Raw genomic sequence first — 22,626 nt, forward strand, 5'->3', positions numbered from 1 at the left:
AACGGCGGGTTCACCATCGTGGCAGGCTCCCCCCGCCTTCGGGCGGGAATCGTCCGACCGGACGCCGTTCTCAGAGTCGGACGTTCCAGTCGACCGAGGAGCGCAGGGTGCGCTTCACCTTGGGGTCACGCACCGACGGGGTGCGATCCTCGGCCGTGACCGTCAGGCGGTGCGTGCGGAAGTCGAAGAGCCACAGTTCCGCCACCGACACCTCGGTGCGGCCTTCGAAGCGCCTCAGCTCCCGGCCGTCGAGGTACCAGCGGAGCACGGGCTGCCGGCCGTCCGCTCCGGCCAGCTTCGGTACGGAGACCTTCGCCGTGTGGCGCAGCCGCAGGGTGCGGTCGGTCGGGGTGAGCGGGGTGGCGATCCGGGCGTGCTGGTAGAAACCGGCGATCATCGATTCGACACCGGGCAGGTTGAAGGGCTTGCCCAGGACCCGCATGAGGGAGTTGTCGGTGGGCCGGTACAGCCCGGTCACGAAGTAGTTGCCGCCCTCGTACGCACCGACCGTGCCGCCGTCGGGTGATTCCTCTCCGAGCCAGCGGTACCACTTGGCGCGCTGCGCGGCCATGCGGTCGGCCGGCAGGGCAGAGCTGTTGGATTCGCCCGGCTCGGGGCCGGTGTACTTCTCGTACTCCGGGACGCCCGGGTAGAAGTACTCGTCGGCGAGCTTGCCGAGGGAGTGGCCGGTCTCGTGGATGGCGACCTGGCCGGACTTCGGATGGCCTGCGGAGGCCGTCGATATCCCCTCGTACCCGAGGGTCGCGCTCGGCTCGTTGTAGCCGGCTCCGCCGTACTTGGCGCTGTTGGCCAGGACGATGACGAGGTCGGCGGCGGGGGCCTTCGCCACGTACGCGTCCACCTTGGGCTGGTCGATGCAGAGCAGCCGCTCGATGTTCTCGCACCAGAAGAAGGAGCCGAGGGCGGTGTCGCGGACGGTGGCCGGGTCGGGGTCGCCGGAGACTCCCGAGTCGTGCGAGACGGCGTCGACCGTCCAGACGTTGAAGAGGTTCCGGTACGTGGTGTAGGGCTCGACGGCGGTCACCTCGGCCCATTTCTGCTCGGCGTCGGTGTGGAACCGGGCCAGTTCGTCGGCGGTGTACCCGTCTCCGATGACCACGACGTCGAGGCGGTCGGCCGTGGAGCCGTTGTCGATCATCTTGGTGACCTGGCCGTCGGCCGACCGCTCCGCCGGGGACAGTCGGCTCGTGCTCTTGGCGGGACTGCCGGCGGCCGGTACCCGGACGTGACCCGATCCGGCGTCACCGCCGTGCTCCGGACCGGGGATCTCGACCTCGATCCGCTGCTTCGCCGGGGCGTCGGCCGCGTCGGCGGGTCCGGCGGCCACCAGCGCGGCGGTCGCGCAGACCATCGCGACGGCCGCGCGCACCGCCGTACGCACGGCCGGTCGCCGGCCCGAGTCTCTGACTGGATCCATGAAGTACTCCCCCGGGAACGGAAGTTAAGCATCTTGTTAAGTGCAGTGAATTGGTTGCTTAAACTAGGGGGCGGGCGGGGCGTGCGCAATGCCTGCTCCCCCTGAATACTGGGGAGTTCGAACCACCAGGGGGAATCCATGGACGAACCGGCCCGGATCGGCCGCAGGGTGCAGCGCATGCGCGGTGAACTCGGCCTGACTCAGAGGCAGTTGGCAGAGCCCTCCTATACCTCCGCCTACATCTCCACACTGGAGTCGGGCAAGGTCCGGCCCTCGGAGACCGCGCTGCGTTTCCTTGCCGCCCGCCTGGGCACCTCGTACGAGGAGCTCGCCACCGGCCGCCCCGCCCACCTGGCCACCGAACTGCGACTCGCCCTCACCGACGCCCAGCAGACGCTCGCCACGGGCGCGGCCGACGAGGCCGCCGCGCGCTACCGGCGGCTGCTCACCGAGGCCGAGGAGCACGGGCTGGTCCCCGAGCAGGCGGAGGCCCGGCTCGGGCTCGGTGAGTGCGCGCTGGAGTCGGGTGAACTGCCGGACGCGATCTGCCACTTCGAGGCCGCGGAGCGTCTCCTCGCCGACGAGCCGCTGCCTCGCCGGGCCCGCCCGATCCGCGGCCGGGCCGTCGCGCACCTGCTCGCCGGTGAGCTGCGCTACGCCTGCTACCTCCTCGAATCCACCATCGACGAGCTGGGTGCGAGCGGGCTGGCGGATCCCGAGGCGCTGGTGCTGCTGAACGCCGCGATCATCGGGCCGTACCTCGACATGGGCGCCCACGCCCGGGCCGCCCGCGCCGCCGAGCTCGCGCTCGCGCTCGCTCCGCAGGTCAGCGACCCGGCCCTGGTGGCGGGCATGCACCGGCAGGTGGCCCGGACCTTCCTGGCCGGGGGCCGGGTGGCCGACGCCGACGCCTCCCTGGCCAAGGCCCAGGAGATCTACGGGCAGCTGCGGCTACGTACCGATCTGGCCCACTGCCACTGGATGCGCGGCTACGTACTGGCGCAGAACGGCGAACTGGTCTCGGCGGAGCGGGAGTTGCGGATCGCCCGGGACATGTTGTCGGCTCGTCGCGCCGGGCTCTACACGGCGCAGGTGGAGGTCGAGCTGGCCGACGTACTGCGCCAGCTCGGCCGCTACGAGGAGGCCGCCGGACTCCTCTCGGCACTGCTGGAGCTGGGGGACAGTCACGGCGCGGTGCACGCGGGCGGCGCGCACCGGCTCCTCGGCCTGATGGCCGAGGAACGCGGTGAGTCGGAGGCCGCCGAGGAGCACTACGTCCAGGCGCTGGCGCTGCTGGAACGCAGTGGGGCGTCCGGCGATCTCGCTGACCTGTGCCGACTGTTGGGCGATCTGCTGCGGCGTACGGGCCGGGTCGAGGCGGCCATGGACGCGTACCGCACGGGCCTGGGGCACCGGGCGGCGCCCGGCACCACCACCCTGGGCCCGGCGCCCGCCGCACCCGCCGTGCGGCCCGCCCGGGTCAGTGGTTCTCGGTGGGCTGCAGGTCCCGCGGAATGAGGGTCCAGGTCGTGGCCGCCGCGGCGACCGCGAGTACGGCGGCCAGCAGGAACGCCGGGGTGATCGCCAGGGTGTAGGCGTGCGAGGCGGTGTCGAGCAGGGCCTGGCCGACGGCGCCGCCGATGCGTTCGGCGGTGTGCGCGGCCTCGCCGACGGAGCCCTGCACGGCGGCGGTGCTCGCGCCGTCCAGCTCCAGGGCGGGCAGGTTGCCCCGGTAGAGCGCGGCCGCGGTGGAGCCGAGTACGGCGACGCCCATGGCCGAGCCGAGTTCGTAGCAGGTCTCCTCGATGGCGGCGGCGCTGGAGACCTCCGCGGCGGGGGCGGCGGAGACCAGGGTCACGGAGGCCACGGTGGTGGCGAGGCCGGCGCCCAGACCCATCACGGTCAGGGCGGCGGCGAAGGCCGGGTAGCCGAGGTCGGTGAACTGCTGGAAGGTCCAGGGCAGGGCCATGCCGACGGCCAGGACGACCAGTCCGACGCCGAGCACGTGGCGGATGGCGAAGCGGTGCATCAGCGAGGGCGCCGTGATCGAGGCGACGATCAGCGCCAGCGGAGCCGGCAGCAGGCGCAGTCCGGCCTCCAGCGGGGTGTAGCCCTCGCCGTACTGGAACCACTGGGTGACGAGGAACAGGATCGCGCCCATGCCCACCATGGGCAGGAAGATCGCGGTGGCCGCGACACTGAAGGCGGGCTTGGCGAACAGCCTTACCTGCAGCAGCGGGTTGTCCAGGCGCAGCTGGCGGCGTACGAAGACGGTCAGCAGGGCGGCGGCGATCAGGAGCAGGGCCCAGGGCAGCGGGTCGGCGATGCCGCTCTTGCCGAGCTGCTTGATTCCGCCCGCGAGGGCGAGCATGCCGACGATCGACTGGCCGACGCCCCACCAGTCCCAGCTTCCGGCGGCGCGCGGTGAGCGCGATTCGGGCAGGTAGCGCAGGCCGGCCGCGACGATGACGGCGGCGACGGGCAGGTTGAGGAGGAAGGCGGAGTGCCAGCCGAAGTCCTGGACCAGGAGTCCGCCGACGACCGGCCCGAAGGCCATGCCGCCGCCGAAGACGGCCGCCCAGACGGCGAGCGCGAAGGCCCGCTCCTTGGCGTCGGTGAAGACGGTGCGCAGGATGGACACGGTGGAAGGCATGATGGCCGCGCCGCCGATGCCGAGCAGGGCGCGGGCCGCTATCACGTGCCAGGCCTCGGTGGAGAACACGGCGATGAGCGAGGCGAGCGAGAAGATGCCGAAGCCCGCCATGAGCAGCCGCTTGCGGCCCCAGCGGTCACCGAGCGCACCCGCGGTGACCAGCAGTCCGGACAGGGCGAGCGCGTAGACGTCGATGATCCACAGCTGCTGTACGGCGCCCGGCTGGAGGTCGCCGACGAGCGAGGGGAAGGCCACGTTGAGGATCGTGGTGTCCATGGAGATGAGCAGGAGGCTGCCGGAGAGGATCGCCAGGACGATCCACCTATGGGGGGCCTGCGCGGGGGTGTGCATGAGGTTCCGTTCAGAGGTGCGCCGTTGCGCACGGTGGAGAGGAGGTTTCAGGGCGCTGGAGCGCCGGCGGGGGGCTGGGCGAGCGGCCGTGTCCCGCTGAGGAAGGAGGTCAGCACCAGGTGGCCGATCTGGCGCGGGGCGAAGTGCCCGTCGCGCACGCCCTCGGCGGCGGCGTCGAGCAGGCCCCAGAGCGAGTACCAGATCCAGTACGGCGGCAGGTCCGCGCGCAGTCGGCCCAGCCGCTGACCGAGCGCGAGGAAGGCCACGGCCTGCTGGTCCTGCCGGTCGACGCCGGCCCGGAACTCCGGGTCCGCGAGGACGGTGGCGTCGCGCGAGGTGAAGCCGTAGAGGTGCGCGGCGGGCATCAGGGCGACGACCAGTTCCTCGATGGCGGCGTCGAAGGCGGCCGCGTCGGCGCACCGCGTCAGGTCGAGCGGGGCGAGGCACCCGTCGACCACCTCGATCGCCCGGACGGCGACCGCCTTGAGCAGGGCCTCGCGGGTGGCGTAGCGGCGGCTCAGCGTGGCGCGGCTGGTGCCGATGCCGGCGGCGATCTGCACCATCGAGGCGCTGTGATCGCCGGCGAGGACGCGGGCGGCGCCGTCCAGCAGTTCTTCTTCGTTCACCATCAGTGAGCCTCCTTCGCCTCGGACGATACAAGATTGTCTCATTCGAAGCAAAGGGCACTCAAAGACGCGCCTCTATTGAAAATGGCAATCATTTCCGTATACTGCCTGCATGGCACGCAACGAAGTACGCCCGATCGTCAAGCTCCGCTCCACCGCGGGAAGCGGCTACACCTACGTCACCCGCAAGAACCGGCGCAACGACCCCGACCGCATGGTGCTGCGCAAGTTCGACCCGGTCGTCCGTCGACACGTCGACTTCCGTGAAGAGCGCTGACCCCACCCCGGCCCCTGACCCCGCCCCCACCCTTACGAAGGAGCGCACCGTGAAGCCCGGAATCCACCCCGCCTACGGCCCCGTCGTCTTCCGCGACAAGGCCGCCGACTTCGCCTTCCTCACCCGGTCGACCGCCACGAGCGACAGGACGATCGAATGGGAGGACGGCCGCACCTACCCCGTCGTCGACGTCGAGATCTCCTCGCGCAGCCACCCCTTCTACACCGGCACCGCCCGCGTCCTGGACACCGCCGGCCGCGTGGAGCGCTTCCAGCGCCGCTACGGGAGCACGCGGTGACCCTGCCCGTCGTCATCGTCGGCGGGCTCCACGGCGACGCCCGCCGCGGCGCGGTGCGCGAGCTGCTGGCCGCCGTACCGGGCAGCGTCGCCCTCCACCACGACCTGGCCACGGCGACCGAGGGGACCGTACGGCGCCTGGTGCGCGACGCCTCAGGTGAACTGTCCCGGGGCGAAGCCCCGCTCGTGAACGACTGCGCGTGCTGCGCGCTGCGGGCGGACCTGCTCCCGGAGCTGTGGCGGCTCGCCGCCGACGGGCGGACCCGGCTCGCCGTCGTCGAGCTGTGGGACTCCGTCGAACCCCGCGCCATGGCCGAGGTCGTGGCCACCCACGGCGGTGAAGCCCTCGACCTCACCAATGTGATCACCGCCGTCGACCCCGCCCTCGTCCTGCCGTACCTGGCCAACGGGGACGACCTGGCGCAGGCGGGGCTCGCGGCGGCCCCCACCGACCGGCGGACCGTCGGGGACACCTGGGCCCGGCAACTGGAGTACGCCCCCGTCCTCGCGCTCGTCGACAGCCCGGAGGCGGACGACGAGAACCGCGCCCTGCTGGCCCAGCTGCACCCGACGGCCCGTCGGGTGGCGACCGGGTCCGGTGAACTGGCGCGCGTGGCCTTCGCCGGTTTCGACACCGCGGCGGCCGCCGCCGCCCAGCATCCGGCGTGCGCGCTGCTGCCGCAGGACGCGGACGAGGCCGGGGTCGCCACGCTCGTCTGGCACCGCCACCGGCCCTTCCACCCGGAACGGCTCTACGACGCCCTGGAGGACCTCGCCGCGGCGGCCGCCCGCAGCCGCGGCCGCTTCTGGCTCGCCGACCGCCCCGACACCCTGCTGGCCTGGGACGCCGCGGGCGGTGCGCTGTGCGTGGAGAACAGCGGCCCGTGGCTGGCTTCGCTGCCGGACGCCGCGTGGGAGTTGGTGCCTGCCGCGCGCAGGGCGGCCGCCGCGCTGGGCTGGCGTCCCGAGCACGGCGACCGTTGCCAGTACCTGACCTTCACCTCACCCGGCCTCGACCGCGACGGCCTGGTGCGGCTCCTCGACTCGTGCCTGCTGACCGACGCCGAGTTCGCCGCCGGGCCGGAAGCGTGGAAGCGCCTGCCGACCGCCTTCGGCGCCCTCCTCGACCCCGTCTCGTGACGCCCTGGGCCCCAGGGCTGCATCCGAGCGTATTTCCCAGGAGATCGTCAGGCTGCCCGGCTACGGTGCGGGCATGGTGAATTACGTGCTGGTTGCGGGTGCACGGCTCGGGGCGTGGGCGTGGGGCGAGGTGGTGCCGTATCTGAGCGCGGCCGGCCACGGCGTCCATCCGTTGACGCTGTCCGGTCTTGCCGACAAGCAGGGTGTACCGGCGGGGCAAGCGACTCACGTCCAGGACATCGTTGCCGAGGTGGAACGCCAGGGTCTGCGTGACGTGGTCCTGGTGGGCCACAGCTACGCGGGCATCCCGGTGGGTCAGGCCGCGAAGCGGATCGGTGACCGACTGGCCCGCGTGGTGTTCGTCGACTCGAGTGTTCCGACCGACGGCGAGTCGTTCGTCTCCGCCTGGCCGGACGGCGGGGCGGCGGTGGAGGCATCGATCGCCGGGAGCGGAGGGTTCTGGCCGCTCGCTCCGGCCGCTCATTACGATGGCGAGGGGCTCACCGATGAGCAGATCGCACGCCTCGTACGTGGCTCGACGCCTCACCCGGGTGCCACGCTGACCGAGCCCGCTGTGCTGTCGGGGCCGCTCGGTGAACTTCCGGCGACATACGTCCTGTGCGTGATGCCGGGGGCCGAGCCTGACGACGCCGGGCCCGACGAAGAGGTGGCCGAGCTGCTGAACAGCGAGCGCTGGCGGCTGGTCACGATGGACACCGGCCATTGGCCGATGTTCTCCCAGCCGCGCGAGCTGGCGCGGATTCTCCTCGATGCCGCCGTGGAGTGAGAACACCTCCATGCCGGCGGGCCGGTGTGGGACGCGCTCGATGTGTGCTGGTCACAGCCGTTCGCCGTTCGCACTGCGGCGAGTCGCGTTCGGATGCAGGCCTAGGTCGTCTCTTTCGGATCTTGCCGGTCGAGCCCGCGTCGTCCGGTGCCGTACATCGCAAGGCGGAGAGGCTCCCGATTACTGGACGTCCTCGGGTGCCTCGACAACGCGGCGAGGTGCGGTGCCGGGCGGCGAGGGTCAGGCAAGATCCGGAAGAGACGGCCTAGTCGCCGGTGCTGCGGGCGCGGGCTCCTGAGCGGGTGCGGCCCGCGGTCTGGGCCCGCTGCGGGTGTCGGCGTACGTACTCGTGCTCCAGCTCGTTCATCCGCTTCGTATGGGTGACCAGAGCGTCGTCCGACCCGTGCAACAGGGTCTCGTGGCGCGTGCGGTGGATGGCCTCCAGCTCCTTGAGCAGCCGGCCTTCCTCCAGTTTCTGCGCCGACGGACCGCCGTCGTGCTCCGTCATGGCACGTGCACCTCCTCCACCGGGCCACGGGATCACACTGGGCTTACCTCCCCGGCCACTCCATCATGCCCCGCACCACGGGAGGGGGCCTCCGGGGCCGGACGGGCCGCGCGGAAGGTGCGGCGGTAGGCGTGGGGCGAGACGCCGACGGCCGTGCGCAGGTGCTGGCGCAGCGAGGCACCGGTGCCCAGGCCCGCGCGGGCGGCCACCGTGTCGACCGGCCAGTCCGTGGTCTCCAGCAGATGTCGGGCCCGCTCGATCCGCTGCTGTACGAGCCACCGTCCGGGGCTGTCTCCGACCTCGTCACGGAAGCGGCGGGTGAAGGTGCGGACGCTGACCTTCGCGTGCGCGGCCATGTCGGCCAGGGTCACCGGTTCGCCCAGCCGCTCCAGGACCCAGGCACGGGTGGGCGCGGTGCCACCGCCCGTGGGCTCGGGAACGGGGCGGCGGATGTACTGCGCCTGCCCGCCGTCGCGCCACGGCGGGACGACACAGGCGCGGGCCACGTCGTTCGCGATCTCGCTGCCGTGGTCGCGGCGGACGATGTGCAGGCACAGGTCGATGCCGGCGGCGACCCCGGCCGAGGTCAGGACGTCGCCGTCGTCGACGAACAGCACGTCGGGGTCGACGCGGACCCGGGTGAACGTCCGCCGCAGCCGATCGGCCTCACGCCAGTGGGTGGTGGCCGGGCGGCCGTCGAGGAGACCCGCGGCGGCCAGGACGTAGGTCCCGGTACAGATCGCCACCATCCGTGTCCCCGGACGGACGGCGGCGAGGGCGGTGCGCAGGGCGTCCGGGAGAAGACCTTCGGTCCGGATCGGCCCCAGGCCGCGGGAGGGAGGAATGACCACCGTGTCGACGCCGGCCAGCACGGACGCGTCGTGGCCGACGGCGAGTCGGTAGTCGGCGTCGGTCCGCACCGGGCGGCCGTCCAGGCTGCATGTGGTCACCGAATAGAGGGCGTTGCCGTCCTGGTCGTGTGCCGCGCCGAAGACCCGGGCCGCGATGCCCAGTTCGAACGGCAGCACACCGTCCAGGGCGAGGACTCCGATGCGGTGCATGACCCGATCCTTTCAGGTGTTGACCATCGGGCCGCTGTCCGGCCCCTCCCGCTCACGGCAGCCTGGGAACGTGCCCCGGCGAAGGGGTACGAACGCATCGATATCCCCCTCCCTGCATTCCTCGTGCATTCATCCTGAGAGCGATCACCATGAACGACCAAGTCCGTCCGACGATGCGAGCCGTCACCCAGGACCGCCCCGGCGGACCGGAGGTGCTCCGGCTCGTCGAGACCGAACGGCCCGCCCCCGGCCCGACCGAGATCCTCGTCCGGGTGCACGCCGCGGGCGTCAACCCGGCGGACCGGCAGATCCGGTCGCGGGGCATGTTCTCCACGGGTGTCACACCCCCTTTCACCCTGGGCTTCGACGTGTCCGGAGTCGTCGAGGAGGTCGGCCGCGGCGTCACCGTCTTCCGTCCCGGCGACGCCGTGTTCGGCATGCCGCGCTTCCCGCATCCGGCCGGCGCCTACGCCGACTACGTCACGGCCCCGGCCCGGCATTTCGCCCACCGACCCGAACGGCTCGACCACATCCACGCCGCGGCGCTCCCGTTGGCGGCCCTCACCGCCTGGCAGGCGCTGGTCGACACGGCCGGCGTCGGTCCGGGCACCCGCGTCCTGATCCACGCGGCGGCGGGTGGAGTCGGCCACCTCGCCGTGCAGATCGCCAAGTCCCGGGGCGCGTACGTGATCGGGACCGCCCGGGAGGCGGGGCACGACTTCCTGCGCGCGCTCGGCGCCGACGAACTCGTCGACCACACCCGCCAGGACTTCGCGGAGGTCGTCAGCGGTGTCGACGTCGTCCTCGACGCCGTCGGGCCCGCCTACTGGTCCCGTTCCCTGCGCACCCTGCGGCCGGGCGGAACGCTGATCTCGATCGTGCCCCTGGACGAGACCTTCCCCTCCGAGCAGGCGCGCGCGGCCGGGGTACGGGCGGTGTTCATGCTCGTCGAGCCCGACCAGGCCGCGCTGCGCGCGGTGGCCTCCCTGGTCGACACCGGCCGATTGCGGGTCGAGGTGGCCGCGGTGGTCCCCCTGGCGGAGGCGGCCAGGGCTCACGCGCTCGGCGAGGGCGGGCGGACCCGGGGAAAGATCGTCCTGTCCGTGGTCTGACACCGCACGGATGGCCCGACCGGTCGTGGGGCGCGGCCTGACACATCGTCGGACGCGACCTGACATCTCGTCGGGCATGACCGTCCGCCGGCGTCCGCGGCCCACCAGGGCGAGTAGACAGTGTCTACTCGCCCTGGTAGACAGGGTCCATGGACCAGGAGAGACCGCTCCGGGAGCGGCTGATCGACGTAGGGGTGGAACTCGTCCTGACCGAGGGCGCCGGCGCTCTCGGGCTACGGGAGATCGCCCGCCGGGCGGGGGTCTCGCACGGGGCGCCGCGCCGGTACTTCCCCACCCACCAGTCCCTGCTGTCGGCGATCGCCCGGCGCGGGTTCGAGGATCTCGGGGCGCGCGTCGCGGCGGTGGTCGGCGCGCCGGAGCTGTCCCCGCGGGAGCGGGTGCGGACGATCGGGGTGGCGTACGTCGGCTACGCGCTGGAGCACGCGGGGATGTTCGCGCTGATGTTCCGGCACGACCTGCTGGACAGTACGGGCCAGGTGCCCTCGCCGGGGCCACGGCTACGGGAGTCGACGCTTCCGATGTTCGAACTCCTCGTCACGCTCGTCCGCCGCTGCGGTGCGGCCGAACCCTCCGTCACCGCGGCCGCGTTGTGGGCCAACCTGCACGGCGTGGCGCAGTTGTGGCGCTGGGGCAGTCTGCCGCTGGCCCTCGGCGGCGCGCCGGTCGACGGCGTGGAACGTCTCGTCGCTGCCGCCGTCGACGCCCACCTCGGTCCGGAGCCCGTATGAGGCAGCGGATCCCACTGCTCGTCAGCGTCGCGGGAGCCATGCTCGTCGCGCTGGACGGCACCGTGCTGACCATGGCCCAGCCGAGCCTGCGCCGTGATCTGGGGGCGGGTGTGGCGCAGGTCCAGTGGACCAGCACCGCCTATCTGCTGGCCGTGGCCGCGTTCCTGGTGGTCGCCGGGCGCCTCGGCGACCGGTACGGGCACACCCGGTTGCTCTTCGTCGGTGTCCTCGGCTTCGCCGCGGCCTCGGCCGGCATCGTGTTCGCCCCCGGCGTGGGCTGGGTCATCGCGCTGCGCGCCGCGCAGGGCGTGTTCGGCGCGCTGCTGCAGCCCGCGACGCTGGCGCTGCTGCGGCTCGCGTATCCGCCCGACCGGCTCGCCACCGCGGTCGCCGTGCGGACCGGTGCGATCGGCCTGGCCGCGGCGGCCGGTCCGCTGCTCGGGGGCCTGCTGGTCGCGCGGTGGGACTGGCGGGCGGTGTTCGTGATCAATGTGCCGGCGGCCCTGGCGATCGCCGCGCTGACGCTCGCCGTACGGGCCCCCGCGCCGCCGCGGGCGGAGCGCGGGCGGTTGGAGTTCGCCGGCGCCGCCCTGCTCGCCGCCGCCCTCGCGGTGTTCGTGCACGCGCTGGTCGGCGTGCCCGCGTACGGGTGGACCGCCGCGCCCACCGTCCTCGGCTTCGGCGGTGCCGCCCTGCTCGCGGCCCTGTTCGTACGCCGCGAGCGGCGGGCCGCGCAGCCGTTCGTGCCGCGCGCCGTGGCCCGGTCCACGGCGGTGACCGCCTCGATGGGGCTGCTGCTCATCGTCTCCGCGGGCATGTTCGGGGCGCTGTTCACGGCCACCTTCCAGCTTCAGGACGTCGAGGGGCTGGACCCGCTCGCGACCGGCGTACGGGTGCTGCCGCTGACCGCGCTGATGGTCGCGGGGGCGCCGGTGGCGGGCCTGGCGCTGCGCAGGTTCGGCGCGCGCCGGACCGCGCTGGTCGGTACGGGGCTGGTCGTCGCCGGGATCGCCGGGCTGGGCTCGGCGTCCCCGGTGGCCTTCGGGGTGCTCGGCGCCGGGTTCACCACCGTCATGGTCACGGCCACCGGGGCGGTGGTCGGCGAGGCCCCGGCCGGCTACGCGGGGGTGGTCGGCGGTCTCAAGCAGACCGCCATGAACGTCGGCCCGGCCCTCGGGATCGCGGTCGCCGCGAGCACCGCGGCGCACGGCTCGTCCTCGGCCGCCCCCGCCGCACTGGCCGCGCTGACGGCCGTGGGACTGGCGGTGGCCTCACTGCTGCCCGACGGCGCGCGCCCGGCAGCTGCGGGCGACCTCGTCGGCGAAGACGAGGGCGGGCGGGGCGAGGGCGGCCCAACGGCGGACGGCCCAGCCGACCGTGAGCGGCGGCAGGGCGGGGATCGGCACGAGGCGCAGCGGGCCGTCGGAGCCGGGGACCCGCCAGCCGGGCAGCGCGGGCACGACGGCGTGCCCGAGGCCTAGTTCGGCGAGCAGCAGGGCGGTGTCCCAGTCGGCCACGCTGGTGTCGGAGCTGACCCGGATGCCGGATTCGGCGAAGGCGGCGTCCAGGTGGCCGCGGGAGGCGGAGTTCTCGGGCAGGCGGATGTGCCGGATACGGGCGAGGTCGGCGGGTTCGATGCGGGGCCGGGCGGCGAGGGGGTCGTCCGCGCCGACGGCGAGGACCCAGGGCAGTCGCATGACGGGACGCAGCTCGATGCCGCGGACCGGGCCGCCGATGGTGATCCAGGCGAGGTCGAGGTCGTCGGCGGCGAGGGCGTCGAAGCAGCTGCGGCTGGAGTTCTCGGTCTGGAACTCCAGGCTGACCTCGGGGTGGCTGCGGCGGAAGCTGACGACGGCCTCGGACATGAAGTGCCGCACGGTCGTCGCTCCGGTGGTGACGCGGACCGTGCCGCCACCGCCGCGGACGAGGTCCTCCACGCGGCGCAGGGCCCCGTCGAGTCCTGCGATGCCGTCGGCGGCGGCCGCCTGGAGGATGCGGCCGGCCTCGGTGGGTACGACGCCACGGGCATGGCGCTCCAGGAGTCCGGCGCCGGTCTGCTTCTCCAGGCGGCGGACGTGCTGGCTGACGGCCGACTGGGTGCAGCCGAGGTCGCGTGCCACGGCACTGAGGCTGCCGGCGCGGCAGACGGCCACGAACACGCGAAGATCATCGAGGGTCACCCGACCCAAGATATCGCTTGGGGGTGGGGAGCAAATCGGAGGATTGACTTGGGTGTTGGGTGGGATCAAGATCGATGCAGAGCCCGGGCGGCAACCCGGCGCCCGCCCGCGCCACGGGGTCCGGAACCCAGGCTCGGGCGGGGCCGGGTGCCGACCCGTCCGGCCCGCTCGACCCACCTTCACGGACCGGAGGGACACGCCGGTGTCCGATCACGTCGTCGCATGGCTGCGGGAGCTACCGCGACCGGTTCACCGGACGCGTCCACTCCCCCGCCCCGCGGCTCCGGCGGGACCTGGCCGAGTTGTCCGCGGCCGACGAACTCGACCTCGCGCGGATCGATCCCGCCTTCCGTGACGCGTGGGGAGCCGAACTCCGCGCCCTGTTCGAGCGGTTGCGCGTGCTGCTGAGCGAGCCGGCCCGACGGGAGTGCCGGGCCGTGCTCGGCGACGGGGAGATGTGAGCGGTCAGGGGGCGGGTCGGCCGGTGAGGGTGATCTCGGCGGCGCTGGTCCAGGGGCCGCGGCCGCCGGCCTCGGTCAGTGCTCTCAGTCGGAGGTAGCGGCCGTTCTTGGGGGTGAGGGCCGTGGTCTTGGCGGCCGCGGTGTCGGCGAAGGTACCGGTCGCCACGGGCGGCCCCCAGTCGGTGGTGCTGTCGGAGACGTAGACCTCGTAGCCGCCGATCCGACCGTTGACGCCGCCGTCCTGGCGCGGGAGGTGGCCGAGGCCGTCGACCGCGTAGCGGGCGCCGAGGTCGATCCGGATCTCGTGCGGGAGCGCGGCGGGCGTCCCGGAGGACCAGGCGGTGTGCCAGATCGTGGTCGGGTTCCCGTCGAAGGCCTGCGCGGCCGCCCCGTTCTCGGCGGTGGTCTCCTGGCTGTCGGCGTGGACCAGGGACCAGGCCGAGCGGTCGATCGGGGTGGCCGTGGGCAGGGCTTCGGCGGCGGGAAGGCTGGTTCCGCCGGCCGAGACGGTGAAGGCGCCCGCCTTGGTCCCGGTCTTGATCCGGAGCACTCCGGAGCGGTCCGCCGGGTCGAAGTACCAGCCGGACGCGGCGGCGTCGTAGGCGGCCCGGGAGGCCAGGCGCGGGACGGGGGCTCCGTCGATCGTGACGGTGGAGGGCGCGGTGGCCACGTGCAGGGTGAACTCGTAGCCGCGGGAGGCCGGTTTGCCGGTGTAGCTGCCGGTGGGGGCGCCCACGGCGACGGTGACCGCGCCGGAGCCGGCCGTCGGGGCGGTCACGTCGACGCGCTGGCGGGCGTAGGCACCCGACCGGTACGCGCGGGTGCGCCCGTCGTCCTCGTAGAGGGTGAAGGAGGAGGCTCCGCGCGGGTGGATGTCGTAGGTGAGGGTGTCCACGGGCTTCTCGCCGGTGTGGTTCATCTGCGGCCACATCGGCACGACTGCTCCGCCCTTGACGAAGAGCGGCAGGGTGTCGAGGGGCGCACGGTAGCCGTTCAGCCACCCCGGGCCGGCGTACGTGCGGCCCGTCCAGTAGTCGGTCCAGGTCCCGGCGGGGAGGTAGATGCCGTCGCGTACCGAGGTGTCGGAGACGACGGGGGCGACGAGGAGGGAGTCGCCGGCCATGAACTGGCCGCTGGTGAGGTTGCCGCGGGCCACCGGGTCGTCGGGGTACTCCAGGACCATGGCGCGGGTGCTGGGGACTCCGCTCTCGTGGGCGATGCGGCTCATCGTGTACAGGTACGGCATCAGCCGCATCTTGAGCTGCAGGTACTTGCGGTTGATGGACAGGTACGGCTCGGCGAACCGCCAGGGCTGTTTGTCGTGGTAGCCGGCGGACGGGTTGGTCGCGCCCCAGCCGGACATGGTCATGAAGGCCGGGGTGAAGGCCTTCCACTGGAGGTCCCGGGTGTACGTCTGCGGGCTGCCGCCGAAGATGCCGTCGATGTCGCCGGCCGCGTAGTTGAGGCCGGAGAGGCCCGCGCCGGTGATGGCCGGGACGTGCCAGCGCATGTCGTCCCAGGTGCCGTACGTGTCGCCGGTCCAGACGACGGCGTTGCGCTGGGTGCCCGCCCAACCGTCGACGGTCCAGACGAAGCGGCGGGCGTCGGAGTTCTTCTCGATCCCGTCCACGGCCTGCCGCACGCCGTCGAAGGCGTACTTGTAGCCACTGCCGATCCAGGCGACGTCGGTCTTCACGCCCCGGCTGCCGGCCGTGCCCACCTCGTCGGCGATGGAGCCGAGACCGGTGGAGGTCCACAGGCCCGTCTGGAAGCCCTTGGCCTTCAGGGCGTCGACCGTCGACTTCAGCGGTGCGGTGTAGCCGCAGCCGTAACCGTCGTTGGGCAGGAACCAGCCCGAGGGCATGTCGGCGGCCCGGGCGTCGGCCGCGTAGCCGACGACGTCCGGGGTGCTCTGGTGGCGGAGGCGGTTGTGATCGCCCTGGTAGTCGGGGTTGGAGGCGTTGAAGCAGTCGGCGTTGCCGAGCTCGAAGCCCCACATCGGCGCCATGAACGGCTTCCCGCTGACGTCGGTGTACGCGTCGAGCACGGACTTGAGGGAGTCGCCGGTGAAGTACCAGGCGTCGAAGCGCTTCTCGTCGTGGGTGAGGGTGGTGGGCGAGTCGAAGCCGTAGGAGCCCTTGGCCCAGGTGTTGCGCATGACGCCGTAGCCGTTGGTGGACATGTAGAAGGGGGCGGGGCTGGCGTTGTCGTTCTCGCGCCACTTGTTGTCGACGGCGATCGGGACGGTCTTGTCGCGCAGCGCCCACTCGCCGAGGCGTAGGCCGGTGCCGTAGAACTGCTCGTCCGCGCCCCGGGCCAGGTACTGGGTGGTCCGGCCGCCGGTCCAGCTGGTGGGTCGGCTCTCCTGCCAGACGGGGGTGGTGTTGTCGGCGCGGAAGACGGAGAAGCGCAGGGGCTTCTTGTCGACCCGGATGGAGAGCGATCCGGTGGTGATCCGGTAGTACGCGCCGGCGTCCGAGTAGCTGGTGGTCACGGGGCCGAAGTCGGTGGTGGGGGCGAGGTCGCTGCCGGCCGGGTCGTCGGTGAAGGACCCGTCGGGCGAGAGCCAGAGGCGGAAGATGTCGGCGCGGGCGACCACCACGCGGGCCTTGGCCCCGCTGGAGGCGGTGACGGTGAACGTGTTCCCGGACCGGGTGAATCCGGTGACGTCGCCCGCCGTCGCCATGGCTCCGGCGGCGTCGGCGGGGGTGGCCGAGGCGGGTAACGCGACCGGTCCGGCGCCGGCCAGACCCGCCACGGTGAGCGCGGCGGCGAGCAGGGCGGCGGCCGGGGTGCGTCGCCTGCGGCGATGCCGCACCCCTTGAACTCGGCTGCCTGACGGGCCTTGCCGACCCTGGCTCCTGCGGATGCTGGGCAGTCTCATGGGGCAGCTCCTCGTGCGGTCCGGGACGCGGACACAGCTCCTTGGCATGCTCCTGGCAAGATAGCGCTCGGACAGCCCTCCGTGAAAGATGGTGCTCGAAGTCGGCTGTCATCGCGCAGCTTTGAACATTCATCAGGGGGTGAACGCGGGCTGGATAGAGTGCGGTCATGGTGGGCGACGAGGTCGATGTGGCAGTGGTGGGGGCGGGACCGGTCGGGCTGAGCGCCGCGCTGCTGCTCGCCCGGGCCGGGCTCGACGTGGTGGTGCTGGAACGCCGTCCCGGGCCGGTCACCGAGTCCCGCGCCACGGACCTGCACGCGCGCACCCTGGAAGCCCTGACCCCGAGCGGACTGGCCGAATCCCTGCTCCCGCTCGGCAGACGCGTGGACGCGGTGGAGATGTGGTCGGGGCGGCGCCGACTCGGCGGCTTCGACCTGGCCCGCCTGCGCTCCCCGTACCCGTACATCCTCACCGTGCCGCAGTGCGCGACCGAGGGCCTGCTCGCCGCCGAGGCCGAGCGCGTGGGGGTGCGCGTGCACCGCTCGACCGCCGTCCGCTCGGTCGACGAGGACGCCGACGGCGTCACGGTACGGTCGGACTCCCTCGGCCCGCTGCGCACCCGCTGGGTCGTCGCGGCCGACGGCGCGTCCAGCACCCTGCGCGCCCTGGCCGGCACGCCGTTCCGCGGCCGGACGTACGCCGGCACGTGGCAGCTCGCCGACCTGCGGGTGGAGGACCCCTCGCTGGATCCGGCCCGGGTCCACATGGTCGGCGGTCCGCGCGGCCTCCTCGTGGTGCTGCCGATGCACCTCGACGGATGGGCCCGGGTCGTCCTGCACCTGCCGCACGACCGGCCGGCGGGGGACGGCGTGGGCGGGCCGGAGGGGATCGCGGCCGAGGCGGCGGCCCGGGGTGGACGGCGGCGGTCCGCGAATGCCGCTGGACCAGTACCTTCCGCACCCATCGGCGTCTCGCCGCGCACGACGGTCGGCGGCGGGTGCTGCTGATCGGTGACGCGGCCCATGTGTGCAGCCCGATCGGCGGTCAGGGGCTCAACCTCGGGTTGCGGGAAGCCGTCTCGCTCGCCTCCGCGTTGCCCGCCGCCACCGCCCGCGGCGGTCCTGTCGACACGCGGCTGGCGGCCTGGCGGCGCACCCGCCGGGCCGACGCGCTGGGCGTTCTCGCCCGCACCGACCTCGCCACCCGTGCCTGGACCCTGCGTTCGGCGCCCGCCCGCGCCGTCCGGGACACGGCGGTGCGCGGCGCCCTCACCACCGCGGCCGGACGGCGCCTGCTCGCCGGGGCGGTCGCCGGGCCCCGCCCGGGCTAGGGCGTGTCCTGGGGCGGTGGGGTGACCGCCAGGATCGGTGGGGCCGGGGAGGACCAGTGGTGGCCGCAGGGGTCGAAGACCAGGGTCACCGGCCGCCCCGGGCGCTGGCGCCAGGAGATGCGTTCGGGGTCGTCCGCGCACACCGGGCAGGAGGGCAACGGGCGGGGTTCCGGCAGGCAGTCGGGGGCGGCCGTGAGCGGCGTGGTGTGCGGATCGCGCATGGAGGCTCCCTGGTCGTGCGGTTGGGCTGATCGCACTGTGCCATGGACGGGCCCGCGTGCGCATGGGCGGATCGTCCAGTGTTCCGGCTGGTCAGAGGTGCGGTCAGCAGGAGGAATCCGGTCCTCTTAGGGGCACTTGGTGATCAACCGCTCCCGCCGCCGGCCTCCACCAGGCCCGATTCGTAGGCGGCGATCACCGCTTGCGCGCGGTCGCGGACGCCCAGCTTGCCGAAGATGCCGGTGATGTGGTTCTTGACCGTGGAGACGCTGATGTCCAGTTCCGCGGCGATCTCGGCATTGCCCCGGCCGGTGGCCAGGAGCCGCCAGATCTCCAGCTCGCGCGGAGTGAGTTCGGCAGGGGGCTCGGCCGCCCATGACCGCGGCCGCTCGGCGGGGGTCCGTACGTAGGCGGAGAGGAGCCGACTGAGCAGCCGCGGCGCGACGGCCGCCTCGCCGGTGTGGACGATACGGACCGCTGCGATCAGCTCCTCCGGGGAGCTGTCCTTGGGCAGGAAGCCGTACGCTCCCGCGCGCAGCGCGGCGACCACGTACTCGTCCATGTCGAAGGTGCTCAGGGCCAGGACGCGTGTCCCGGGGAGCGTGCGCGCGAGTTCCTCGGTGGCCTTGACGCCGTCCATGACCGGCATGCGGATGTCCATGACGACCACGTCGGGCCGTAGTTCATGGGCGAGGGCCACCGCCCGGGCGCCGTCCTCGGCCTCGCCCACGACCTCGAACTCCGGGTCGGGGCCCAGGATCAGCGCCAGGCCGCGCCGGACCAGCGGCTGGTCGTCGGCGATGAGTACGCGGATCATGCGTGCGGAACCTCTCTGTGGAAAGCGTCGTGGACCGGGAGAGGGATCCGGGCCGCCACCCGGAATCCGCCGCCGGCGAGCGCGGCGGCCTCCAGGGTTCCGCCCTGCAGGGCGACCCGCTCGTGCATGCCGATCAGACCGTATCCGGAGCGTGTCGTGGGCCGTGCGGGCGGGGCCTGCGCTCCCGCTCCGTCGTCACGCACCTCCACGCCCACCTCGTCGGCGTGGTACGTGAGCCGTACGTGGGCCCGCGCCCGGCCCGCGTGTTTGCGGGTGTTGGTCAGGGCCTCCTGGACGATCCGGAAGACGGTGAGGCCCACGGTGGGCGGGAGCGGGCGGACCGGCCCGTCCACGGTGAACTCGGTCTCCGTACCGGCCAGCCGGGACTCGGTGATGATCCGGCCGAGGTCGTCCGTGCCGGGCTGCGGCGCCGGCGGGGTCTGCTCCGGCTCCTCCCCGGCCCTCAGCACGTCGAGGAGTTGGCGCATCTCGCGCAGTGCCATGCGTCCGGAGTCCTCCAGGGTGACCAGCGCCTCCCGGGACACCTCGGGGTCGTGCGCCAGGTTGGCCCGCGCCCCGCCCGCCATCAGCTGCATGGTGGTGATGTGGTGGGCGACGATGTCGTGCAGTTCGCGCGCGATCCGGCGGCGCTCCTCGGACACGGCCCGGTCGGCGAGCCGCGTCCGGAGGGCGACGGCCTCCCGGTGCCGGCGTTCGACCACCCAGGCCGCCGTGACGGTGATGAGGGCCGCGGTGGCGCTCCCGGCCAGTCCCCACCAGCCGAAGGGGAGCGGCCATCCGGCCTGCCCGGCGGAGGCGAGCACCGCCGACGCGGCCGCGGCCGTCGCGATGACGGCGGGCCGGTGCGTCCGGGCCACCGTGTAGAGGGCGATCGTCAGGCCGAGGGTGAAGTGCGGGGACTGCGGAGCCGCCAGGTTCACCAGGATCCCCACGCCCAGGATCGCGGCCAGTACGGGCAGCGGGCGGGCGCGCCGAACGAGCAGGGTCATCGCCGATGCCACCAGCAGGACCGCCGCGGTGACGCTGAGGGTGCCGCCCTCGGTGAGCGTGCTCAAGGAGAAGCCGACGAGGTCGGCGGCGGCCGCCGCCACCGCGACGAGCGCGTCGTTACGCGTCCAGTGCCCCCGGTCCCCTTCGCTCTCGGCGCCGTCGACCGGGCCCGCATCCCGAACCGCACCCGTACCCGCACCCGCATGCGTACGCATGACCCCGCCCCCGCCCCTGCCCGTCCCCGCACCCATGCCGCGTCCGTGCCCTTGCCTTTGCCCGCCCCCGTGCCGCCGGTCCTGTTCCCCGGTGGTCGGGACCCATTCTGGCACCGGGGCTCCTGCGTGCCGCCCGACCGTGGTCGGGCTCCGGACCAGGACCTGGGTCCTGGTCGGCGGGGCCGGCCGGACCCTGGTCCCGGGGTGCGGATCCTCCCGTGACCTGACGCTTCGCCCGCTCGCCCCTGATGGTCTGGAGTCAGGCCGGGATCCCCTGGCCGGCACCGCACAGACCGGAGGAAATGTGATCCGCGCCCTGACCGGATTCTCGACGAGAAGTCCGTGGAAGGTGATCGCCCTGTGGGTGGTCCTGGGACTGGCCGCCGCCGTCCTGGGCCAGGCGTTCGTCTTCCGCGCCGTCCAGACCGGCAACGCCGGGTTCCTGCCCGCGCAGTACGACTCGGCGGCCGCTCTGAAGATCGCCGAGGAGCGGTTCGGGGCGAAGCCGGACGCCAACCTCCTGACCGTGTTGGTGGCCCGGTCGGACGACGCTCCGCTCGGCGCCGCCGACGAACGGCGGATCGACGCGCAGGCCGCGCAGTTGTCGCGGAAGCGCGTCGTCATGCCCAGGACCGAGGAGACGATGCCGCTCGCCCAGGACCACTCGCAGGTCCCCCGGGTCGCCCCGGCCATGACGGCGCCCGACCGCTCCTTCCGGCTGCTGTCCGTCGAACTGACCGGCAACCCGGCCGATCCCGGGGTCCAGGCCACCTACCGGGCCTTCCGGGACTCGACCCGGGCCGCCCTGGCGGAGGAGGGCCTGCGTACCGGCTTCACCGGCGGGATCGCCGACCGCGTGGACGCGACGGAAGCCGAGAAGACCCGCTCGACGGTCGTCGGCATCGCCATGCTCGCGGTCATCGTCCTGTTGCACGTCCTCGTCTTCCGCAGCGTCCTGGCGGCCCTGCTGCCGCTGCTCGCGGTCACCGTCATCGGCGGCGCGGCGGCGGGCGCGGTGGTCGGCGCGGCGCTGCTGACCGGCATCGGACTGTCCGAGTCCACACCGAGTCTGATCAGTGTGGTGCTGATGGGCATCGGCATCGACTACTTCCTGTTCCTCCTCTTCCGTTTCCGGGAGCAGCTGCGCCAACACCCCGAGCAGTCCGGACGCGAGGCGGCCGCCGAGGTCGCCGGGCGGGTCGGTACGGCCATCACCTCCGCCGCCCTGACCATCGTCGCCGCGTTCGCCACGCTCGGGGTGGCCTCCTTCGGCCAGTTCCGGGTCCTCGGGCCGGCCATCGCCCTGTCCGTGCTGGTGATGCTGCTGGGCAGCCTGACCCTGATGCCGGCCCTGCTGGCGGTCACCGGCCCCAAGATGTTCTGGCCGTCCCGGTCCTTGAAGCGCGAGCCCCGCGCGGGGTCCGCCGCTCGCATGGGCGACCGGGTGGCCCGCCGGCCGTTCACGCTGGTCCTGGCCTCGGTGGCGCTGCTCGGCACGCTGGCCGCCGGGGTCGTCGGGATGCGCATGGACTACGGGCAGAGCGGGGGCGGCGGCGAGCGGACCGCCGCCGTGGCCACCGCGGCCGAGATCTCCCGCGCTCTGCCGGCCGGGGTGTCGGACCCGACCAGTGTCTTCGTCACCGCTTCCGACGGCGTGGCCCTGACCGTCGAACGCCTCGGTGGGCTGTCCCAGGCACTCGCCGGGGTCGGCGGTGTGGGCCAGGTCGCCGGGACGGTCCTGACCGAGGACCGCCGGGCGGCCCGGATCGACCTGTTCCTGACCGCGGACCCGCAGCGACAGGAGGCCCGCGATCTGGTCACGGGGCCGGTCCGGGCCGCGGTCCTGGCCCACGCCCCCGCCGGTACGGAGGCACACGTGGGCGGCACGGCGGCGGTGTTCGCCGATATCGCGACCGCGGTGGACAAGGACCTGAGGGTGGTCTTCCCGGTGGCGGCCGCGCTCATCGCGCTGATCCTGATCGCCCTGCTGCGCAGTCTCCTGGCGCCGGTGATCCTGCTGGCGTCGGTCGGGCTGGGCTTCGCCGCGACCCTCGGCGCGTCGACCCTGGTGTTCCAGCACGCGCTGGACCGGCCGGGGGTGGACTTCACCCTGCCGCTGGTGCTCTTCCTGTTCGTGGTCGCGCTGGGCACCGACTACAACATCCTGATGAGCGATCGGATCCGGGAGGAGATGGCCCGGCCGGGTCCGGCCCGCGCCGCGGTGGGCCGAGCCGTACGGCACACGGCGCCCGCCATCGCCACGGCGGGCCTGGTGCTGGCCGCCTCCTTCGGCAGCCTGGCCGTGACCCCCGCCCCGTCCACCCAGCAGATCGGTTTCGCGACGGCCCTCGGAATCATGCTCTCCGCCTTCGTCCTGTCGATCGTGCTGGTGCCCGCGCTGTCCACCCTCCTCGGCCGGTCCATGTGGTGGCCGGTACGCCCGCGCCGCCGCACGCAGGAGGCCGACGCGGACGCGCCGCGGACCCCGGAGCGGGTGATGGTCGGCTGAG

The 22,626-nt window shown here is 73.2% G+C and carries 20 protein-coding genes and 2 pseudogenes; 12 read left to right on the forward strand and 10 right to left on the reverse strand.

Annotated features, from left to right (window positions below):
- Window positions 1-70 precede the first annotated feature (70 nt).
- A complete protein-coding gene (locus tag ACWG52_RS01535) occupies window positions 71-1,438 on the reverse strand; it encodes a M64 family metallopeptidase (protein ID WP_389802551.1) in 1,368 nt (455 codons plus the stop codon).
- A 138-nt stretch (window positions 1,439-1,576) separates the two neighbouring features.
- Between ACWG52_RS01535 and ACWG52_RS01540 the strand changes: the two genes are divergently transcribed.
- Window positions 1,577-2,956: a tetratricopeptide repeat protein gene (locus tag ACWG52_RS01540; RefSeq protein ID WP_453127552.1), complete on the forward strand. Its 1,380-nt coding sequence runs from the start codon at window positions 1,577-1,579 to the stop codon at window positions 2,954-2,956.
- On the opposite strand, the gene ACWG52_RS01545 is transcribed toward ACWG52_RS01540, so the two are convergent.
- A complete protein-coding gene (locus tag ACWG52_RS01545; RefSeq protein WP_453127553.1) occupies window positions 2,919-4,442 on the reverse strand; it encodes an MFS transporter in 1,524 nt (507 codons plus the stop codon). The genes ACWG52_RS01540 and ACWG52_RS01545 overlap by 38 nt on opposite strands.
- 47 nt (window positions 4,443-4,489) lie before the next feature.
- Window positions 4,490-5,071 (reverse strand): TetR/AcrR family transcriptional regulator, encoded by a 582-nt coding sequence (locus tag ACWG52_RS01550; protein WP_033216584.1) that lies wholly within the window; start codon window positions 5,069-5,071, stop codon window positions 4,490-4,492.
- 109 nt (window positions 5,072-5,180) lie between these two features.
- On the opposite strand from ACWG52_RS01550, the gene rpmG reads away from it, so the two are divergent.
- The 4 genes from rpmG to ACWG52_RS01570 all read left to right on the forward strand — a co-directional run bounded on the left by rpmG (window position 5,181) and on the right by ACWG52_RS01570 (window position 7,569).
- Complete coding sequence (rpmG, locus tag ACWG52_RS01555) at window positions 5,181-5,345, forward strand: 50S ribosomal protein L33 (protein WP_319728064.1); 165 nt, start codon at window positions 5,181-5,183, stop codon at window positions 5,343-5,345.
- Between the two features lie 49 nt (window positions 5,346-5,394).
- Window positions 5,395-5,643 (forward strand): type B 50S ribosomal protein L31, encoded by a 249-nt coding sequence (locus ACWG52_RS01560; RefSeq protein ID WP_033216582.1) that lies wholly within the window; start codon window positions 5,395-5,397, stop codon window positions 5,641-5,643.
- Entirely contained in the window at window positions 5,640-6,782 is a 1,143-nt protein-coding gene (locus ACWG52_RS01565; RefSeq protein ID WP_390138958.1) for a CobW family GTP-binding protein, read from the forward strand. Before ACWG52_RS01560 ends, ACWG52_RS01565 begins: the two co-directional genes overlap by 4 nt.
- A 73-nt stretch (window positions 6,783-6,855) precedes the next feature.
- On the forward strand, window positions 6,856-7,569 hold the full coding sequence (locus ACWG52_RS01570) for an alpha/beta fold hydrolase (RefSeq protein ID WP_453127556.1): 714 nt from the start codon (window positions 6,856-6,858) through the stop codon (window positions 7,567-7,569).
- Between the two features lie 265 nt (window positions 7,570-7,834).
- Here the strand turns inward: ACWG52_RS01570 and ACWG52_RS01575 are convergent, their stop codons facing one another.
- Together ACWG52_RS01575 and ACWG52_RS01580 are read right to left on the reverse strand one after the other, a co-directional pair.
- Window positions 7,835-8,077 (reverse strand): DUF6158 family protein, encoded by a 243-nt coding sequence (locus ACWG52_RS01575; protein WP_266360291.1) that lies wholly within the window; start codon window positions 8,075-8,077, stop codon window positions 7,835-7,837.
- A 32-nt stretch (window positions 8,078-8,109) separates the two neighbouring features.
- Window positions 8,110-9,138 (reverse strand): GlxA family transcriptional regulator, encoded by a 1,029-nt coding sequence (locus ACWG52_RS01580; protein WP_389802534.1) that lies wholly within the window; start codon window positions 9,136-9,138, stop codon window positions 8,110-8,112.
- 149 nt (window positions 9,139-9,287) lie between these two features.
- Here ACWG52_RS01580 and ACWG52_RS01585 point away from each other — a divergent pair, with 149 nt between their 5' ends.
- The 3 genes and pseudogenes from ACWG52_RS01585 to ACWG52_RS01595 form a co-directional block, all read left to right on the forward strand.
- Complete coding sequence (locus ACWG52_RS01585) at window positions 9,288-10,250, forward strand: NADP-dependent oxidoreductase (protein WP_389802531.1); 963 nt, start codon at window positions 9,288-9,290, stop codon at window positions 10,248-10,250.
- A 149-nt stretch (window positions 10,251-10,399) separates the two neighbouring features.
- A complete protein-coding gene (locus ACWG52_RS01590; RefSeq protein WP_390165941.1) occupies window positions 10,400-10,999 on the forward strand; it encodes a TetR/AcrR family transcriptional regulator in 600 nt (199 codons plus the stop codon).
- A pseudogene (locus tag ACWG52_RS01595) lies at window positions 10,996-12,309 on the forward strand (MFS transporter); the annotation flags it as partial. The gene ACWG52_RS01590 and the pseudogene ACWG52_RS01595, both read left to right, overlap by 4 nt.
- Here ACWG52_RS01595 and ACWG52_RS01600 read toward each other — a convergent pair.
- Window positions 12,271-13,179: a LysR family transcriptional regulator gene (locus ACWG52_RS01600; RefSeq protein WP_453127560.1), complete on the reverse strand. Its 909-nt coding sequence runs from the start codon at window positions 13,177-13,179 to the stop codon at window positions 12,271-12,273. The pseudogene ACWG52_RS01595 and the gene ACWG52_RS01600 overlap by 39 nt on opposite strands.
- Window positions 13,180-13,481: 302 nt before the next feature.
- On the opposite strand from ACWG52_RS01600, the gene ACWG52_RS01605 reads away from it, so the two are divergent.
- A complete protein-coding gene (locus ACWG52_RS01605; RefSeq protein WP_453127562.1) occupies window positions 13,482-13,640 on the forward strand; it encodes a hypothetical protein in 159 nt (52 codons plus the stop codon).
- 4 nt (window positions 13,641-13,644) lie between these two features.
- Here ACWG52_RS01605 and ACWG52_RS01610 read toward each other — a convergent pair whose 3' ends face one another.
- Window positions 13,645-16,524, reverse strand: coding sequence for a TIM-barrel domain-containing protein (locus ACWG52_RS01610; RefSeq protein ID WP_390138950.1), 2,880 nt, complete (start codon window positions 16,522-16,524; stop codon window positions 13,645-13,647).
- Window positions 16,525-16,691: 167 nt separating this feature from the next.
- Here ACWG52_RS01610 and ACWG52_RS01615 point away from each other — a divergent pair.
- Both ACWG52_RS01615 and ACWG52_RS01620 read left to right on the forward strand, forming a co-directional pair.
- Window positions 16,692-17,369 (forward strand): annotated as a pseudogene (locus ACWG52_RS01615) (FAD-dependent oxidoreductase); the annotation flags it as partial.
- Window positions 17,342-17,854, forward strand: coding sequence for an FAD-dependent oxidoreductase (locus ACWG52_RS01620; RefSeq protein WP_453127564.1), 513 nt, complete (start codon window positions 17,342-17,344; stop codon window positions 17,852-17,854). The pseudogene ACWG52_RS01615 and the gene ACWG52_RS01620, both read left to right, overlap by 28 nt.
- Here ACWG52_RS01620 and ACWG52_RS01625 read toward each other — a convergent pair.
- From ACWG52_RS01625 to ACWG52_RS01635, 3 genes are all read right to left on the reverse strand, one after another.
- Entirely contained in the window at window positions 17,851-18,075 is a 225-nt protein-coding gene (locus ACWG52_RS01625) for a hypothetical protein (protein ID WP_389802516.1), read from the reverse strand. The two genes, ACWG52_RS01620 and ACWG52_RS01625, sit on opposite strands and share 4 nt — an antisense overlap.
- A 143-nt stretch (window positions 18,076-18,218) precedes the next feature.
- On the reverse strand, window positions 18,219-18,890 hold the full coding sequence (locus ACWG52_RS01630) for a response regulator (protein WP_389802514.1): 672 nt from the start codon (window positions 18,888-18,890) through the stop codon (window positions 18,219-18,221).
- Window positions 18,887-20,116 carry a sensor histidine kinase gene (locus tag ACWG52_RS01635; RefSeq protein ID WP_453127566.1) on the reverse strand — a complete coding sequence of 410 codons (1,230 nt, stop codon included), beginning with the start codon at window positions 20,114-20,116 and terminating at the stop codon, window positions 18,887-18,889. Before ACWG52_RS01635 ends, ACWG52_RS01630 begins: the two co-directional genes overlap by 4 nt.
- Before the next feature lie 304 nt (window positions 20,117-20,420).
- Between ACWG52_RS01635 and ACWG52_RS01640 the strand changes: the two genes are divergently transcribed.
- Window positions 20,421-22,625 (forward strand): MMPL family transporter, encoded by a 2,205-nt coding sequence (locus tag ACWG52_RS01640; protein WP_453127568.1) that lies wholly within the window; start codon window positions 20,421-20,423, stop codon window positions 22,623-22,625.
- Window position 22,626 lies beyond the last annotated feature (1 nt).

Source organism: Streptomyces sp. CLCI03 (genome assembly GCF_053615355.1).